The following is a 17,091-nucleotide window of genomic DNA, read 5'->3' on the forward strand; positions in this document are numbered from 1 at the left end:
GAATGAAAAAAAACGAGGTGTTTCCTCGTTTTTAAGCTTTTGGCATTGGCGTAGGTGTTGGTTTGCCATAGCCTTCTTTGTATTTATTATCGATATAGTTACGAATTTCAAGCGTTGATTTTCCTTTTTGTTTCATTGAAGCAGATTCAACTGCGATTTCTAGACAATTGACGCAAGTCGTTGCATGGGAATCCCAAACAACTTCACCATTCTTTTTAATTTCACGAATAAAGCAATTTTTATTATTTTTATGCCCTACACTTTCACCGCAACCGCAGTAACATGGAATCCAATCTAATAGCTCTGCATTTTGTCCAGCGACAGTGTAGATATCTTTCATTTGTGGATCAAGCTTGTCTAGGAAGGTAGGAAGTGTGTCGACTCCTTTTGTTTTCTCTTGAATGTCAGCTTGCTGAGTGTGCGATGCGTGGTCATGCTCTTCTTTTGATTCAGATGATTTTTTTTCATTTGTACTAGTAGCTCCGCAACCAGCAAGAATTAAACTCAGTACTGCAAGTAAAGAAAATACATATTTCTTCATACGCTTGTCCCCTTTACAAATGTATTAATCAAATTGTATCAGAGATTATGGTGTATCGGTTGAAGATTTTTTCGACTGATTTTTGAAGCGCCATCGTAGTGAATGAAATAGAAATAAAATTGGGATATAAGCGTATACAATATATAAACCAGCTTGAGATAGTACCGTATTTAATGCATTGATACTTTCGCGGTTTGTGAAAAATAAGGATGAAATAAATATGACTGCGATAAACAATGGCAGTGTAATTTTAAACGGTATGCGAAACGATTTTTTACTAATGCAACAAGAAGACCAAATGGTTAAACAAAGATTTGGTAAAATAATTAGATACCATAGGAAGATAATGATGTACTCAAACCTTTGGATAAAAGGAACTTTAATGATTTTTAGCATTGTTAATGTTGGCCAAATGGTATGGTGTAGTTGTCCTTGGCTATAGTACATAAGAGAAACCATGGCTAGTATTACGTATAGAATCGTTGTAAAAGCAATACCACCATGTGCCCATTTTTTTAACGATTTTCCTTTTCTAATAAATGGATAAAAAACAAGGATTGCTTCAAATCCAAGAAACTCTAATGCAGAGGCTTTCGTTGCAGTTAAAATGTCTAAAGGTGAATGAGTAAGAATTGGAAAAATGTTACGAACATGTGCGTATTTCATTGGGAAAACTAAGAAAAGTAGTACGAAAATGGGGATTATGACGCCCCAAAAACATATTCCTGTTACAGAACGAAAGCCGCCTCTAATTATGTAATAAGTTACAAATAAAAATAGTAAAGTTAATTTCCATGGTTTAATTGTAGGAAAGACCCAAACTTGAATAACTTCAATATATGTACGAAGAACAGTAAGGCAAAATAATAGAAGGTATGCGGCAAAGCATACGGAAAAAATTGTTCCAATCCACTTTCCGAAACATGTCGTATGAATATTCATTAAATCATTATCTTTTTCTAACATTTTCAGCATGCAAAATAACACGATGTGAGTTGCAATACCAGCGATAATAAGAGAAATCCAAGCATCATAACCGGCAAATTGCGCAATAATCCTTTGGTATCCTAACACACCTACTCCAATTTGAAGGGAGTGTAATAGAAGGAATGTGAAATAAGGGGAAACAGTATGTGTTTTATCTTGTCCTGCCATGATAGCACCTCACTATTCTCCGATACCAGATTGTACGACATTAATCTTCACACTAACAGCAACGTCTACGTCAGGATACATGTCTTGAATTTGTTTTATGTTCCATTTTCTTGAATGACTACGAATTTCTTCACGTATACCAATTGGATCGATTTTATTTTCTTGGAATTGTTTTATTAATTCGTTTAAATCCTTCTCAAGTGTTTTTTCTACATGTCTTTTTACGTAAGTTACATTTTTACTCTTTGATAAATCAAGCCAGCTGGGAGCATTTTTTACGAGTCCATTTAATTTTAAGTGTATGTTAACTTTCGGAATATCACCGTTTGGCGAAAGAGAACATACACTTTTTCCAGATAAGTTTTGAGTAGCAATTAATCCTTTATGTTTACCTTGGCGTATTGGAACTTCGTAACGCCCATTTTTCGTTGGATTAATGAGTAATTTAAATAAAAAAGACTTTTCCTTATCTGTATACATAGCCACTTTATCCTTTTTTAAAAAAGCGAGTCCTTTAATGGAAGCAGATTTGTCTTCTGATACTTGAATGTAAGGAAGAAATGGATCGCATCCAGATGAATAGAAGTTATATAAAAAAATATTTAAAGCTGTCCGCGGGATTGTCTCGTTTTTTATATTTTGCTCCAGTAAATCAGATAAATAAAGTGATCCATTTGTTTTGACATGTTTCAGTAATTCCTCTGCTGAACCATCTACAAGTGCTAGCTGCACATCTCGCCCAATGTTAGGATCACGTTGTAAGTTGTTAATAACATCTCCAAGTCCATGTTCACCAAATGCTTTTCCAAATAGGACAACACGCATTTGCCCTACAGCAATCGTATGTGGAGATTTGGCGTTTAGAAGGGAAGAGATTGTTTCAATTGTACCTGCATGAGTTGATTGAGTTTCTGGTTTCGATTGTACTCCTTTTGTGTAATCGGGATATAAAATTGTCCCGCGAAATTTTTTATCTTTTATTATATCGAATCCACCTACGTGAATCATTCGCTGTGTATCAACTATATGTGATTCTGTACAACCAGATTGAACAATTAAAATGATAATGGAAAAGCATAATAAAATATTTTTCATTTCTCTTCACCGTCACGTTTTTCTTTCGCTTTGTTTGGGTCATAGCGCCATTTCTTTTTTGGTCTCAGAAAAGAGGCGCGTCCAGCAGTTTGACTAAACGGCAAACGAAGGAGTCCTTCTGCTGTACCTAAACCGCGGAATGGATATAGAGGTAATAAATAAGGTGATCCAAGTGATTTTAAGCGAATTAAATGAGCTAATATGAGTACGAATCCTACAATGAGACCTAAGCCCCCAAATGCACCAGCTAAAAGAATAAGTGGAAATCGTAGTATCCGGATAGTAGAAGACATTTTTACAGTTGGTGTTGTAAAAGAAGCGAGTGCTGATAAAGCAACTGCAATTAATAAAATGTTACTCGTTAAAGCAGCTTGAACAGATGCTTGGCCAATTACAATCCCGCCAACGATGCCGATTGTTTGTCCAACTTTTGTAGGTAATCGTGCTCCAGCTTCACGGAGCAATTCGATTGTGATTTCTAAAAAAAGTGCTTCTAAAATGGGTGGAAAGGGTACATTAGCTCTTGAAAAAATAATCGGACCTAGTAAATCCGCAGGAATCATTTGATAGTGATACGTTAATACAGCTGTATAAATAGCTGATGAAAATAGCGAGAATGCTGCTCCGAAAAAGCGAACCATTCGAAGAAATGAGCCTGCTATCCATGGTAAATAATAATCTTCTGGCGAGACGAAGAAATCAAGTAACGTCGCTGGTCCAGCTAATGCGTAAGGTGAACCGTCTGTTAAAATAACAACGCCTCCATTCAGTAATGCGTACACAGAGCGGTCTAGCCGCTCTGTAGGTAGTAAAACAGGGAAGGGTGAGTTACTATTATCGCTAATAAACTGTTCAATCATAGTTGCATCAAAAGGAACATCAAAGTCAACATCTTGTAAGCGCTGTATTGCAGTATTGATGTGTTGTTCATTTGTAATGCCTTCGATGTAAGCAACTATAACCTTTGTTTTTGATATAGAGCCAACTATAACTTCTTTGAAAACTAATTGCTCTGTTACTATATTTCGGCGAAGTAAGTGTGTATTTGTATCAATATTTTCAACAAATCCGACTTTTGGACCGATTACACTATATTCATTTTCGGTATCGTTATATAATCGTGTACCTAAAACTGAACTTTCAGCACGAATAAGTACATATTCTGCTGTTTGAGAATCGTTTTTAAGCTGTATGAGTACATACCCAACTAATAATTTTTCACGAATATCATCAATAGAAGGGTTGGTAATAATCCCTTCGAGTGTGACGATATTTGCTATATCATTTATAGTTTCAATGTGATCCAATTCTCTTTTTATAGGTGTTAAAATGAATCGATTAATGAGGAGTGATTCAGCTGTAGATTTATAATAAAACAAACATAGCGTCCCATCTTCTACGATGTTATAAGAAACGAAATCACTAGATTCTTTCATAGTTTGGATAAAATCTGGAATGGAACAGATTGTTTTTTTCTTCTTTTTAGACGATAAACGAAACACTTTCTCACCCCTTACTACATCATTTGCTTATGTTAGTTTTTGGGAAAGACGGAAATTTATACTTGAAAATTGAAAGTTCATAAAGAAAAGGAAGAGTATTGAAAATCTCTTCCTTTTTGGCATGTTAATTTGTTTTTTTTCTTTAATAGACTTCACTAATTTAATCATTTCAGCTCGTATATCTTCTTTTTTTACATTTAATTTTTCTGCAATTTGTTTAATGTCCATTCCGTCTTTTTTCATTTTCAGTACATCATCGAGAGGGGTATTACTTTTTTGAGAGATAATTGTTAATACCGTGAGCTGACGTAATCCGATATTATAATCTTTCATTTTTTGTTTTAGGCCGTCTGGTGTAGATTTTTGCATATTTGCTAATTCTTGCAGCAGTGCTTTTTTCGTCTCTTTATTCATATGATGCTTTTTCAACTTACTTGGATCCACACCGAAATGCTGGGCTGTTTTCTCCCAAGATTTATTTTGCTTATAGTAAGCTAAAACGTCTTTTATTTCTTTTTTACCGATTCTTGCAATATGAGCAGCTTTCCAAATTTCATGTTTGTTATAACCGAGTTTTTCGAGCGACTGCATTTCTTCTTCTGAAATAGGCTTATGATGATGGTGCAATGTTACTTCTTTTGGCGTGGTAGCGGAAGCAGAAGCAGGGAAGGTAGATATCCCGCATAATAATGCTGCCATAGTCATACTTACTACGATTTTTTTGTACATATAAATTCCTCCTAGATGGATAATGTGGAAAACTGTACACATATCATTTCCATAAAATGTGAAATACTTGTGAACAAATGAAGTTTTTTTATTCACAGTATAAAATGACGTTTTTGGAAGTTTTCCAACATAAAACATTGATTAATAGTAAAAAACTAAGGTATAATCGAAATTGAAAATCAATATCAATAACAAATGTATACATATAGATGAAAATAAGGGAGAGAAAAATATGACTACATATACTTCCATCGCAAATGTGATTAAAGAAAGACGCTCTGTACGTACATTCACAGATCAAGCTGTAGATAAAGAGTTATTAATTGAACTATTAAACGACGCAACGTGGGCACCGAATCATAAACACCGTGAACCATGGAATTGTAAATTATACATTGGAGAAGGTCGCAAAAAATTAGTAGATGCAGTATTAAACTCTTTCACAGAAGAAGAAAGAGCAAAACGCGGCAAAATTTTATCAGATCGTTTCTTAAGCACGCCTGCACAAATTGTTGTTTATATTAATGAAGATCCACGTCAAATTCAACGCGACGAAGATTACGCTGCAACATGTGCATTTATGCAAAACTTCCAACTGCTTGCTTGGGAACGTGGATTAGGTTGTGTTTGGAAATCGGGCGGATTAAACTACAATCCATTATTTATAGAAGGACTTGGTTTAACAAGAGGTCAACGCATTGTTGGAATTCTTCACCTTGGCTATTTCGATAAAGCACCAGAAGGAAAAGCTCGTACACCGATTACGGAGAAGATGGAGATTATTGAAGGTTAATAGATAAGACATTCTCGTTTTTATGAGGATGTCTTTTTATTATGCAATCAATCCTCATGAAAGCTTGTTCCTCATCATACACTTTCTTAAGGGAAAGTGTAAGGAGGGAAAATAATGAGAGCAAGTGACGATAAAGCACTGCAATATGCGATTGCGGAAATTACGGAAATTGCGACTGGATTTGGGCTTGATTTTTATCCGATGCGTTATGAAATATGTCCAGCGGAAATTATTTATACATTTGGTGCATATGGGATGCCGACGCGATTTTCACATTGGAGTTTTGGAAAACAGTTTTTCAGAATGAAATTACAATACGATTTAGGTCTTAGTAAAATATACGAACTCGTTATTAACTCTGATCCATGTTACGCCTTTTTATTAGATACGAACTCGTTAATTCAAAACAAATTAATTGTAGCGCACGTTTTAGCACACTGTGACTTCTTTAAAAATAATATTCGTTTCTCTAATACGAAACGAGATATGGTGGAGAGTATGGCGGCAACGGCTGATCGAGTGAAAGCATATGAGCATAAGTACGGAAAGGCAGAAGTCGAAACATTTTTGGATGCCGTACTTGCCATTCAAGAGCATATTGATCCATCGCTTATGCGTCCAAAACTTGCGTGGAGTATTGAAGATTTAGAAGAGGATGTAGAAAAGAAAAAGATATCACAGTACGATGATTTATGGAATTTAGATGATCGAAACAAAAAGAGAGAACGACCTAATATGCATAAAAAGAAGAAAATCCCGCCGCAACCAGAAAAAGATTTACTACTCTTTATTGAAGAATATAGCCGTGAGCTAGAAGATTGGCAGCGCGATATATTAACGATGATGCGCGAAGAAATGTTATATTTCTGGCCGCAGCTTGAAACGAAGATCATGAACGAAGGTTGGGCTTCGTATTGCTAAGGTGCTTAATACAAAATTCAGCTATGTAACTTAGTTAAAACCTAACTTCTTTAATTTTTTCTTTATATATTCTGCCCCTGCTGTTTGCTTCATGTCCTCCCAATTTAGAAATTTAGTGACCTTCTGAATATATTCATCCCACTCTTGATTAGGTGATTTTTGAAAGTATTCAGTTGATGAAAATGAAGAGGTTCATACGTTATTAAAAGAGAATTAAAAAGATTCTCTTCATGTGTTTTGTAATAAAGCATATGAAGAGGATCTTTTGTGCATTAGAAATAATTTTGATTTAATATTATCGTGGTTTTATATCTTGATTTTAAGAAGCTTATTATGAATTCACTAGATGAAAAAGGAAAAAATATTTCTTGTACACTTTAAATCAATGCAGGGAGAAGGCAAATTCTATCCCATGTACTTTAAATACTTATTTAAGAAATTATTATTTATTAACGAGGGACCTGTTAATGCACGAAGAACATTTGAAGGAGTTTAATAAAAAAGGAATTGATAAACAAAGGATAGATGGAAAAATATGATTTTCATTTGGAATGTATATAAGTTACACAAAAAACTTCTGGTTATTCAGAAGTTTTTTGTGTGAATAGAATGAAATTATTTTTATTAAATGTCTAAATACAGTCGGTATTGATCTCCATTCCAAGGGATGAATTGCTGTCTCAGCCAAAAATTGAGCGCAGCTTCAGATTCAGGAATAACTATAATGCGTTTAATAGGTGTTGTACGTAATGTACTCACTAAGGTTTGAAACAATTGACTCCCTAATCCTTGGGATTTTGGATTCACTTCTAAATAAGAGATTTTTACCAGCAATCGATCGCGTGGAATTGAGGTGTTTTGTACATATTTTGAAGCAGGATTATGAATCCACAAGTTTAGAATAGAGCTATCTTGTTGTGATGTATAAATAACATTAGCATCTTCTAAATCAGAGTTAAAATGAAATTTTGCTTTCAGTTGAAGAATGTTCTCAAATTGGCTGTTAAATTGTTTAAATAAAAGCTGAGTATTGCTGTTTGTTAAGAAATTTGATTTTGGATTCAATGGGTATCTTCCTTTTCACTTTATGCTAATTAGTATAAGCGTTTTGAAAAATAAAATAAAATAAAATAAAAAGACTAACCGGAAAAAAGAACGAAGAATAAAAATGAGGTGAGGAAAATGAAAAGAAGCAATGAAATTGATCTTCAAAATTTGATAATTAGAATTAAGAAACACGTAATGTCTTCTAGTATACCAATTTCAATCGAAGCAAATTTAAGGTGTTCCCTGGATGGTTTAGATAATTTACCTATTTGTACATATAGTATTTGTGTATATAAAGGAGGAGAAGTGTTGGTGGAAACCATTCAATTATTTGAAAGCGGCGACGCAATTGGAAGTCAATATGTTCAACGATTACACATGCAGATGACAATCCATTTTGTGAATTATATTGTAGAAATACTATCATTTCAATTGTTAAATACTCCATATAAAATGAGGAAAGAAATTAAAATGGAGAAAGAAATCAATTATTTAAAAATTCCAGAAGGTTTTATTATTAGGCACAATTGAAAAAAATAAGTCGAATAGCATATTTAAGGTCGAAAATCTCTTGGTGATGAAAGAGGTTTTTTGTTGTATTTAGATGATGGAGTAGGGAGAAAAAAGAGCTGAAATATTTATTACAAAATGAACTTCTTATTCAAAATGGAACAAGAGGAGGAACATTTTATACTTTAGCTTGTAAAGAAGGTATACAGCATAATGAAGAAAACAGTAAACCATTAAATGATGAGGATTTGAACTTAGGTAGTAAGGATTTGAACTTAGGTAGTAAGCAGTATAATGGAAACTTATCAGGAAATGAGATAAGTATGCTAGAAAAAATTTCGAAGAGAGCAAAAGAAAGTAAGCGATTAAATCCGGAAATAATAAAAGGAATTATTCTTGAATTATGCTCCCAAAAACCTTTGACTGTTAATCAGCTGGAACAACTCCTATCTCGTTCTGAAAAAGCGGTTCGAAATAGAGTAAACGAATTATTAAGGGAAGGAAAATTAATTTTACTTTTCCCGGATAATTTAAATCATCCTCGGCAGGCGTATATGACAACAGAAAAAGTAAATCCTAAGTGAACATTAGCGTAGGGTTTACTTTTATTCTACTGAAAAAGTTAGTTTGACATATATACGATGTACGTAGGAGCGGTAATATTTGATAACAGGTGTTTTTGAATAAGTAATGGAATTACTTAGAGGAATGAGAGGGAAAAGTAGTATCGAAGGATATTTATAAGAGTAGACTTTTTCAGTGCCCTGGAATAACCATAAGTCTTTTCCAATATTAAATAAGCAACCACACTTTTAGCGGGTGGTTGCTTATTTAATATTGGAAATCAGAGAAATATTTGAAATGCACTGGAGATTTTTTACGCATATATGGAGTTCTATGTTTTCAAATGGTTTACACAAAGGACCCCATATTTCATCAGAATGATAGGGAGCTCTTACAACATCAAATCCAAAAGGCTGTTCTCCTTTTGCCGCTGTAACCATTTGTGCAAGAACTTTTCCATAACGGTCAGCCTGATTGTTATTATTATTAATAGACAATTGTTGAGTCCGCTGTTTCAAATATTTCTTTCCATCAAAAGAAAAACAATCTAGTAATAAATCTTGTTTTACATAAATATCAGCTCGAATTACTACATTCCCATAGTTTAAAGCAGAAGAAAAATTATCATAAAAATAAACACCCTGACCTAACCAATGGTCCTTTTTAGACGGTACAAACCCTTCTCTACGAATTTTTTCAGCATTTTCAAGAGTAGTTCCATGGTAACCGACATAATGAGTCATGTTATTTCCTCCTTTAATTCCTTCGTCTCTATTTATTATGAAACGATTACTTCCAAAACAATTCGCTAAGAATTTTTATACATCCATAATAGCATGTAATAAATGATTTTCTTTATTTTAATTGAAATGTTTACAGAAGGGGAGTGATTTTTTATGTATGAAGAACTTTTGGATATTTATATATCGGAAATAGAAGGAATTCTAGAAGAATTGTCTATTTTTACAAATGATTTGAAAAATAAAAGAAGGTTACATGTTGTTTTTTATGATCTTTTTCGTACCTTTCGGATGTTAAAAGACATTTCAGCATCTGCACATTATATCCTTAATGATTGTAAAAATATCAAAAAACATACGTTAAGATATTTTAAACAAATTAAACAATTAGCATTAGCTTCGGAATTATTAATTTCGCACATCAAGGAACAAGAATTGAATATGACACATGAAATTTTAAATTTAATCATTGTAGTAGAGAAAGATTTGAACAAAATTTTTCTGTGTATTAAAAATAATAAAAGTAGATGTAGTAATATTCAAAGTACCTATCAGGAAATTCTATTATTAATAGAGTGATTTTTATACTTAATTTACATAAAAAGGGATGTAATAGTGCGTTGGTTAGCGTTTCTAAGTTATTATTTGTTAATACTCATAAACTCCAAGTTCCTATTTTATCGTAAACTTGGTGAAAGTGTATAAAGCGGTAAAAAAAATCTATTAGTAAAGATGAAGTTGAAATAACAAAAAAATTATATAAATCACCTCAAAATGAAGTAGCCATTTAAAAAGGGACACACATCAAAACACCTAAACTACCTGTTCTTTATATTCTTTAGGGGACAGGTAGTTTGATTTTTCTTGAATTCACACACAATTGTAGTAATGAATGTATTCTAGTACAATCTCTCGCGCAGTTGTGTTGGATACTTTTGTGAATAGAAAGTTTCGCTAAACGGTTGAAGAAGCTTTCCATCAAGGCGTTAGTGTATAAGAACGAATGTATGTTGTATATACCTTGTTATCGAACGTTTGTTCGTTGTATAATGAAAATAAATTATTTTTGTCGAAACGCTAAAGTTAATTTGATCTTAAAGAAGTTTTAAAGGTATTAAAATCAGATTGTAATTTTAATAAACAATGTAAACAAAAGTTGGAAATATACAATTTTACTATATGTTGATTTTTTTAGTTGATTAATAACTATATATCGGTTACTATGTTAATGGATATCTTTGGAATATTATAGTGAATCTGTTTTTGAATTACTGGAATAGCATAGGATATAAGGGGGATTTAGAGGGGAATTAATTTTACATTATTAAAATTAATTATTACTTAAAACCGAAGGAGAAGTAATTCGAGTGTTTTTTTAATATTCAATATTTTTCTTTGACTTTTTTTGACCAATTGGAGTATGCTTAAAATAAATATCTTGATTGTACCAACGAAATGAGGAAGGAAGATGCATTTTGTTATTTACCAATAAGGATTTAAAAGGTTTTATTGAGGAAAAAGTAAATGTTGAAAAAGACAAAGTTGATGAGTATCGAGGGCAAGTAAATCGTTTAAGGGATAATTTAAAAGATTACATAAAAAAGAATCCTGATTTTGGTTTTGTAAAAATGTTACATTCTGGATCCGTAAGAAAAGGAACGGCAATAAGCACTTTAAATGATATGGATGTCGCACTCTATGTAACACCTGATAAGGTTGAAAATTATAGCGAGGAAGAAGTATTAGAATATGTTCGGGATGGTCTTGTGAAAATTTATACTCGCTATAATATGAAAGAAGAACAATTTAGTATTGGACATCATTGTGTTAAGGTTTCATTTAAAAGTTCTGGATTAGATGTAGACGTTGTACCAGTTATTCCGAATGGGGAACCAAACGATTTAGGTCACCTCATTACGAAAGATACCGGTGAACGAGTTCTAACTTCAATCCCACTGCATTTAGAATTTATTCGTAGCAGAAAAAAAGATAACCCTAACTATGCAACAATGGTTCGTGTTATCAAATGGTGGCGAAATCAAAGAGAATTTAAGATGAAATCATTTTTAATTGAGTTAATTTGGGCGCATATAGCTGATACAGAAGGGATTTCAGATGATATAGTCACTGCTTTGCGACAGTTTTTCCGTTTTATTGTTAACACTGAATTAAAGAAAGACATTGTGTTTGAAGATAACTATAGTAGCTCTGATGTAACTCTTGAAAGCGATGGGTGTAATATTTTTGATCCAGTAAACCCTGAAAATAATGTAGGTGATAGTTTGGATGATAAAAAACGGGAGCTTATTATTGATGAAGCGGATGAGGCATTAGGCTACCTGTCACATGCTGTACAAGCTTCTACAAAAGGTGTTGCTGAATCATCACTTAAGCAAATTTTTGGCAGTTCATTTTCTTTTTAAAGGAGTCAGGAAGATGTCATATTCATACACGAGGGCAGATACTCGTTCTTATACTTATGCAAATGTGCGATATATCAATGATAAAATTATTGCAGATTTAGATTACCTATTGGCTAGATTCCCAGGTTTATTTACAGATGAACGCTTAAAAAAGTGGAAAAACGATTTTTACAATTGGATGAATGATGGCTATGCAAAAGCAATCAAGATCCAATTTAAGCGGGAAGATGAGTGCTTCTGTGAAATAAAATATGAATTAAAAGATGATGGAACATTTTCATTGGATGATAATGTTGGACGATTGAGAGTTAATTTATCAGGAGCTTCTACTAGTATTGTTATAGAGAATACTCAAAAATGGCATGATTTATCTGAAGAGCAACAACAAACTTATAGGGGGAACCTTGAATTAAGTTGGGGTCCAGTAGCAAAAACAAATTATTCAAGTGGACTTGATCTAAAAATCGATAAACAGTATTCAAGTGGTTCTCTTGGAGTTCAACGTTCCATTTTGGGTGGTGCTTAATAATATGAAAATAAAAATAGTAGATACATATGGTCATCCAATTAAAGAAATGGACCATAATTTTGATTCAATTATGTTGGAAGCGGAAGAAAAAGGGGGAGACCCCTTTTTTAATGCAATTGAATGGATTGGAAATTCAATTAGAAAAAATGAAGGTTTTCAGATTGATGAAAGTTGCCATAGTAACATTAACAAATATTTACGTAAATATGCAGCTTTTGGATATGTGAAAGAACCATTGATTATTACTGCAAAAAAAGAAGTGAGGGATATTCCTATTATGCTTGATATAGCATCTACCAATTTTGAAGAAATTATTACCTTTCCCAATGATACATTTCAGCAGAGATATAATCGTTTAGTAGGATTAGATGATTTGAAAATGCGTATACAAAAAGAGGCAGCTATGATTATAGCACCTGAACGGTTAGAAGAATGGAGTAGAAAATTTCATCATCATCCTATACAAGCATTACAGGCTTTTCATGACCGCTATCCTTTTTTTATTTTTGAAGGAGATGTAGGAACTGGAAAAACGGAGTTTGCTATGACATTTGGGAACGAACTTGCTCATTTTATAAAGAAAGATGTTATCTTGACGCGTATGAGTATGAAATCTAGAGGGAATGGCGTAGTAGGTGAAATGAGTAAGTTAATAACTAAATCGTTTCAGGAGGCAAAAACGTTGGCTTCTACTACAAAAAAACCAGTAATAATGATTTTAGATGAAGCAGACAGTCTTGCCCAATCTCGTGAAGAAAATCAAATGCATCATGAAGATCGAGCTGGTGTAAATGCCTTGATTCAGGGGATTGATCATATTCGTAATGTTGAAATACCGATTTTGGTTGTTTTTTGTACTAATAGGGTGCAAGCCATTGATCCAGCAATTAAAAGACGTGCAGCGTTCATTTACACTTTTTCTAGACCGAATTTAGAACAACGTTATGAACTATTTCGTTTTTATTTTTCAGATATAGCCTTAACAGCTACACAATTAGATTCTCTTGCACATTTGACAGGGGAAAATGAAAATCAAGATTATGCGTTTACGTATTCGGATTTAATTACACGCGTTATCCCACAAGCAGTTTTAACTGCTTATCCTCATCAACAGTTAACGTACGATGTCATTACTGAAACTGTAAAGATGATAAAGCCAACACCACCATTTAAAGAAGGGTAAGATAGGAGGAAACATTGATGGGGGTAGAAAAGTCTATATTACATCCTATGGTCAAGAATAATAAGAATATAGCGGTTATATTTATTCATGGTTTGAATGGAGATTTAGTAGATACATGGAAACGCGATCGCTTAACAAAAAGCCTTCCAGAGTTACTTGGACATGATGAAGGGCTTAAAGAATTTGATTTTTATAGCTATGGCTATAAGACTGGTTTAAAGCCATCACAGTATGATTTTTCGGCTGTTGCAGAGATACTTTATTCTGATATTCAAGCGCAGCTACCAGGACAAGATATCGTTTTTGTAGCTCATAGTATGGGAGGATTAGTTGTTCAACAGTATATTATCAACAGGTATGAAAGATTTGATTCAGAAAACCTTAAACGCGTTAAGGGTGCAGTGTATTTATCAGTACCGTTTTCTGGAGCTGGATTAGCTTCTGTGTTACCAAAGTGGTTGATTAATAAGCAAATTCTTTCTTTAAGAAAAGAAAGCCCCCTGCTAGAAGCATTAGAAGAGAAATGGAATAAATATTTTTTTAGAGGGGGGATAGATAGTTTGCCGGAAAATTTAAGGCATAAAATCCCTCAGTTAGCATTTCATGGTGCACAAGATCGTGTTGTTTCTAAGATTTCAGCATCACCCCTTCATCTTGATGCAACAGTTTATAAGGTAGATGAAAATCATACAAGTATTTGTAAAGTCGATAAAGATAGCACCATATTCAAACATATTCAAACCTTTTTGCTTGAGTTAGCCGAAGGAAGGAAAGCTACGGCTATGGTACTCTATGTTCATGGGTATGATAAACAAGAATATGAATTTCAACCAGATGTTGAATTGGATTGGACTAGCTTTTTTAACTTGTCGCAATCTCCACGTATTCTTCCTAATTCTAAAATATGGGAAGAAAAGTTTGCTTCTGATTTAGACTTTGCCACAAATACTTGGTCACAAGATTGGGTGAAAAAAGGAGGGAGAGTACGAGTTTATTCAAAACTCTGCCTTCCTGGAGGGATTTTAATTGGAAGTCGATTCTCTCGAACAAAAGGGGCAATAATTGAGGTGGATCATTATAAGGAAATATGGTCATCTGAAAAAGCTGATCCGAATTTTAAGGCAGTAGGTAAGAAAACACCAGGCAATAATTCAAAAAGTTTAAGGGCTGTTATGATATTAAGTGTTACAAATGATATTCAAAATACAGTGAAGCATCATTTAGAAACTACCAATATAGATTATCAAGTGGCTGTTAATATTTTGCCTCCTAATGGTTCTGGTCAGACAAGTATTCAAAATGCAGAACAAGCTGTTGCATATGCCATGGAAGTTAAGTCCATAGCTGAGGATTTAAAGAGATCAGGAATTGAGGAAATTTATTTGTTTTTGAACTGTCCATTTAGTGTTTCTACTTTTGTGGGGCATTATCTAACGGCGATATCTCCAGTGAAAGTTTTTGATTTTAAAAATCCTGGATATGTTGAATCCTGTTGTTTGTAGGTATCAAGAGAGATTTTTGGAGATGTTCAATTTTTAACAAGCTATACGAGTTTAGGTTTTGGGTATGTTGTAAAAATGAGAATGCAGTAAAAGATTTTTTTGATTCATTAAAGAGAATATTATGTGTAAAATTATCTTCGTACAGATGTCATATAACCTTTATAGCAGGAGCGTTGTCTTTTTATAATTCTGTTATAAAGGTTATATTAATTTTCTTACAAGATACGTGTTATATAAGAAAATAAACATTGCATTTTTTTGTATGAGCAAACAGCCATCGCTATATCGATGGCTGTTTCATTTGGAAAGTGGCAACCTCAAAGAGGATCATCATTTGTATAAGCTAAATGTTTTGTGTAATGTAAAATCAAAATAGAAAAATAAATGAGATAAGTATGGCTTTTTTACTCATGAGTCATCTATATATGAAATGATTGTGCTAAATAATGATGTTAATCTTAAAGATGAAGGGATTTGACGAATTTGTTAATGATTTTCACTGAAAGTGGGAAAGAATACTATTTAACAGTTTTCAGTGACCGCGCTATTTTTAACATTTTATCTTTTGTTATTCTTGAACTATTCATTTGTATATACGTTCCTTTTTGTGTCCAGCTAAGTAATCCACCAGTAACGAGTTCTCCTTTTTTATCTAATTCACCGCTGTTTCCCCATTCTTCAAAATAACCTGTATAACCATTAATATTTACTTGGTTCGCATGTGGATGTATTTCCTCTTTGTTCGAAGTTTCTTTTCGTTGTTCAATGCCGAGTAATAATTTTTTGTCTTTCTTATCCATATAATGCATCCTGAAATAGTTGATATTTTCTGTTTCTTCCCAGGGATATGTTTTAATTTCTAGTGTCCAATTATTAGGGAGTTGTTGTGGAACATAAACCTTAAATCTGACTTTCTCACGAACTTCAGATATAGTAATACTGCTGTGATTATATTTAATTACACTGGCTTGAACTATGACTGGAGTGATTGATATGAAAGTGAAAATAACTATTAAGCGAATGCAAAACTTCAAGTTATCACCTCTGTAGAATCCATATTTGGATAGTTAGTTTTCTGTATCGAGCTTGTTTTTATTAGGGGAGAATCGTCACTTTAACATAAAATTAATATGCTCTTATTTATTGTTTATAATATTGTACGTTCTGTAACAATGGGTTTTGTTGTAATTATTTTCATGTGTTTTGGAGAATACCAATAATATTATGTAACAAGGACTAGATAAAAAGCTCTGCATATTTGCAGAGCTTATTCTTCAGTAAATACAAAAGTTTGTTTGTATACTCTTCCTGCGCACTCTGGATGTTTATTATGGTTATATTGTTTTTCTTCCCACTTTACAACTACTTCTATTTTACCTGCCCTTACATCAATAGGGAAATTTTCATGAGTAAAAGTGGTTGAGTGATTAGATATTGGACTGTCTGTAGAATTAAAAAGGAAATAGAGGGTTTGGGTATTGGGTTCGTTTCGATATACTTCAATGGTTGTATTTTTAACATTTTTACCGATGTTCTCTATAAACAAACTATATGTGTCAAATATGCCTTTTTTTGGTTGTAATGAACCAGAGGCAGTGTTTTTTGCTTTGTCTATTTTGACATACCATTGTTCTGATTTTTTTGCGGTCGGTAATTCTTTGAATGTAAAAGCATGTGTTTGCAAAGGTATTCCGAGTAATAAAAACATCATACAAGCTAAGGTAGTTATTTTTCTTTTCATGATTTAGTCTCCAATCGATTTTACTGTACTCAACCACTGGTTTAATCTAAAGTAAATTTATCTAGAAGTATGTTGTGTTTCTTTTTAATAAAACATACATGTATTTGCAAAAGCTA

At 33.0% G+C, this 17,091-nt stretch carries 16 protein-coding genes and 3 pseudogenes; 9 read left to right on the forward strand and 10 right to left on the reverse strand.

What is annotated here, in order from left to right; translation table 11 throughout:
- Window positions 1-31: 31 nt before the first annotated feature.
- The 5 genes and pseudogenes from J0835_RS04000 to J0835_RS04020 form a co-directional block, all read right to left on the reverse strand.
- Window positions 32-541, reverse strand: a complete 510-nt coding sequence (locus J0835_RS04000) for a PCYCGC domain-containing protein (protein WP_000761019.1) — start codon at window positions 539-541, stop codon at window positions 32-34.
- Window positions 542-586: 45 nt separating this feature from the next.
- Window positions 587-1,696: a GerAB/ArcD/ProY family transporter gene (locus J0835_RS04005; protein ID WP_087979511.1), complete on the reverse strand. Its 1,110-nt coding sequence runs from the start codon at window positions 1,694-1,696 to the stop codon at window positions 587-589.
- A 12-nt stretch (window positions 1,697-1,708) separates the two neighbouring features.
- Window positions 1,709-2,791, reverse strand: coding sequence for a spore germination protein GerYC (gene gerYC / locus J0835_RS04010; RefSeq protein ID WP_087979512.1), 1,083 nt, complete (start codon window positions 2,789-2,791; stop codon window positions 1,709-1,711).
- Window positions 2,788-4,293, reverse strand: a complete 1,506-nt coding sequence (locus tag J0835_RS04015) for a spore germination protein (protein WP_087979513.1) — start codon at window positions 4,291-4,293, stop codon at window positions 2,788-2,790. Before J0835_RS04015 ends, gerYC begins: the two co-directional genes overlap by 4 nt.
- Before the next feature lie 132 nt (window positions 4,294-4,425).
- A pseudogene (locus J0835_RS04020) lies at window positions 4,426-5,022 on the reverse strand (hypothetical protein); the annotation flags it as partial.
- 232 nt (window positions 5,023-5,254) lie between these two features.
- Between J0835_RS04020 and J0835_RS04025 the strand changes: the two are divergent.
- Together J0835_RS04025 and J0835_RS04030 are read left to right on the forward strand one after the other, a co-directional pair.
- Window positions 5,255-5,815, forward strand: coding sequence for a nitroreductase family protein (locus J0835_RS04025; RefSeq protein ID WP_087979514.1), 561 nt, complete (start codon window positions 5,255-5,257; stop codon window positions 5,813-5,815).
- A 114-nt stretch (window positions 5,816-5,929) separates the two neighbouring features.
- Window positions 5,930-6,730: pseudogene (locus J0835_RS04030) on the forward strand (SpoVR family protein); the annotation flags it as partial.
- A 630-nt stretch (window positions 6,731-7,360) separates the two neighbouring features.
- On the opposite strand, the gene J0835_RS04035 reads toward J0835_RS04030, so the two are convergent.
- Window positions 7,361-7,801: an N-acetyltransferase gene (locus J0835_RS04035; protein WP_001068444.1), complete on the reverse strand. Its 441-nt coding sequence runs from the start codon at window positions 7,799-7,801 to the stop codon at window positions 7,361-7,363.
- 117 nt (window positions 7,802-7,918) lie between these two features.
- Here J0835_RS04035 and J0835_RS04040 point away from each other — a divergent pair, with 117 nt between their 5' ends.
- Both J0835_RS04040 and J0835_RS04045 read left to right on the forward strand, forming a co-directional pair.
- Window positions 7,919-8,314: a hypothetical protein gene (locus J0835_RS04040; RefSeq protein WP_333728059.1), complete on the forward strand. Its 396-nt coding sequence runs from the start codon at window positions 7,919-7,921 to the stop codon at window positions 8,312-8,314.
- A 227-nt stretch (window positions 8,315-8,541) separates the two neighbouring features.
- Window positions 8,542-8,877 (forward strand): hypothetical protein, encoded by a 336-nt coding sequence (locus J0835_RS04045; RefSeq protein WP_002078612.1) that lies wholly within the window; start codon window positions 8,542-8,544, stop codon window positions 8,875-8,877.
- 243 nt (window positions 8,878-9,120) lie between these two features.
- On the opposite strand, the gene J0835_RS04050 is transcribed toward J0835_RS04045, so the two are convergent.
- On the reverse strand, window positions 9,121-9,600 hold the full coding sequence (locus J0835_RS04050) for a hypothetical protein (protein ID WP_000150280.1): 480 nt from the start codon (window positions 9,598-9,600) through the stop codon (window positions 9,121-9,123).
- 153 nt (window positions 9,601-9,753) lie between these two features.
- Here J0835_RS04050 and J0835_RS04055 point away from each other — a divergent pair, with 153 nt between their 5' ends.
- Window positions 9,754-10,176: a hypothetical protein gene (locus tag J0835_RS04055; RefSeq protein WP_000272776.1), complete on the forward strand. Its 423-nt coding sequence runs from the start codon at window positions 9,754-9,756 to the stop codon at window positions 10,174-10,176.
- A 291-nt stretch (window positions 10,177-10,467) separates the two neighbouring features.
- On the opposite strand, the pseudogene J0835_RS29170 reads toward J0835_RS04055, so the two are convergent.
- Window positions 10,468-10,591: pseudogene (locus J0835_RS29170) on the reverse strand (IS3-like element ISBt2 family transposase); the annotation flags it as partial.
- Window positions 10,592-11,072: 481 nt separating this feature from the next.
- Between J0835_RS29170 and J0835_RS04060 the strand changes: the two are divergent.
- Genes J0835_RS04060 through J0835_RS04075 form a run of 4 tightly spaced genes read left to right on the forward strand, consistent with a single transcriptional unit; the run spans window position 11,073 to window position 15,234 of the window.
- Window positions 11,073-12,020, forward strand: a complete 948-nt coding sequence (locus J0835_RS04060; protein ID WP_000899618.1) for a CBASS oligonucleotide cyclase — start codon at window positions 11,073-11,075, stop codon at window positions 12,018-12,020.
- Between the two features lie 13 nt (window positions 12,021-12,033).
- Window positions 12,034-12,546, forward strand: a complete 513-nt coding sequence (locus tag J0835_RS04065; RefSeq protein ID WP_000122586.1) for an HORMA-1 domain-containing protein — start codon at window positions 12,034-12,036, stop codon at window positions 12,544-12,546.
- A gap of 4 nt (window positions 12,547-12,550) precedes the next feature.
- Window positions 12,551-13,732 carry an ATP-binding protein gene (locus tag J0835_RS04070; protein WP_000694216.1) on the forward strand — a complete coding sequence of 394 codons (1,182 nt, stop codon included), beginning with the start codon at window positions 12,551-12,553 and terminating at the stop codon, window positions 13,730-13,732.
- Between the two features lie 17 nt (window positions 13,733-13,749).
- Window positions 13,750-15,234: an alpha/beta fold hydrolase gene (locus J0835_RS04075; protein WP_000537858.1), complete on the forward strand. Its 1,485-nt coding sequence runs from the start codon at window positions 13,750-13,752 to the stop codon at window positions 15,232-15,234.
- Window positions 15,235-15,752: 518 nt separating this feature from the next.
- Here J0835_RS04075 and J0835_RS04080 read toward each other — a convergent pair.
- On the reverse strand, window positions 15,753-16,268 hold the full coding sequence (locus J0835_RS04080) for a DUF4367 domain-containing protein (RefSeq protein ID WP_204335884.1): 516 nt from the start codon (window positions 16,266-16,268) through the stop codon (window positions 15,753-15,755).
- 233 nt (window positions 16,269-16,501) lie between these two features.
- The gene (locus tag J0835_RS04085) at window positions 16,502-16,975 is read right to left on the reverse strand and encodes a hypothetical protein (RefSeq protein WP_000823384.1); all 474 of its coding nucleotides are present in this window, start codon (window positions 16,973-16,975) and stop codon (window positions 16,502-16,504) included.
- Between the last annotated feature and the right edge of the window lie 116 nt (window positions 16,976-17,091).

This window comes from Bacillus cereus group sp. Sample62, assembly GCF_036851315.1.
Classification (GTDB): domain Bacteria; phylum Bacillota; class Bacilli; order Bacillales; family Bacillaceae_G; genus Bacillus_A; species Bacillus_A wiedmannii.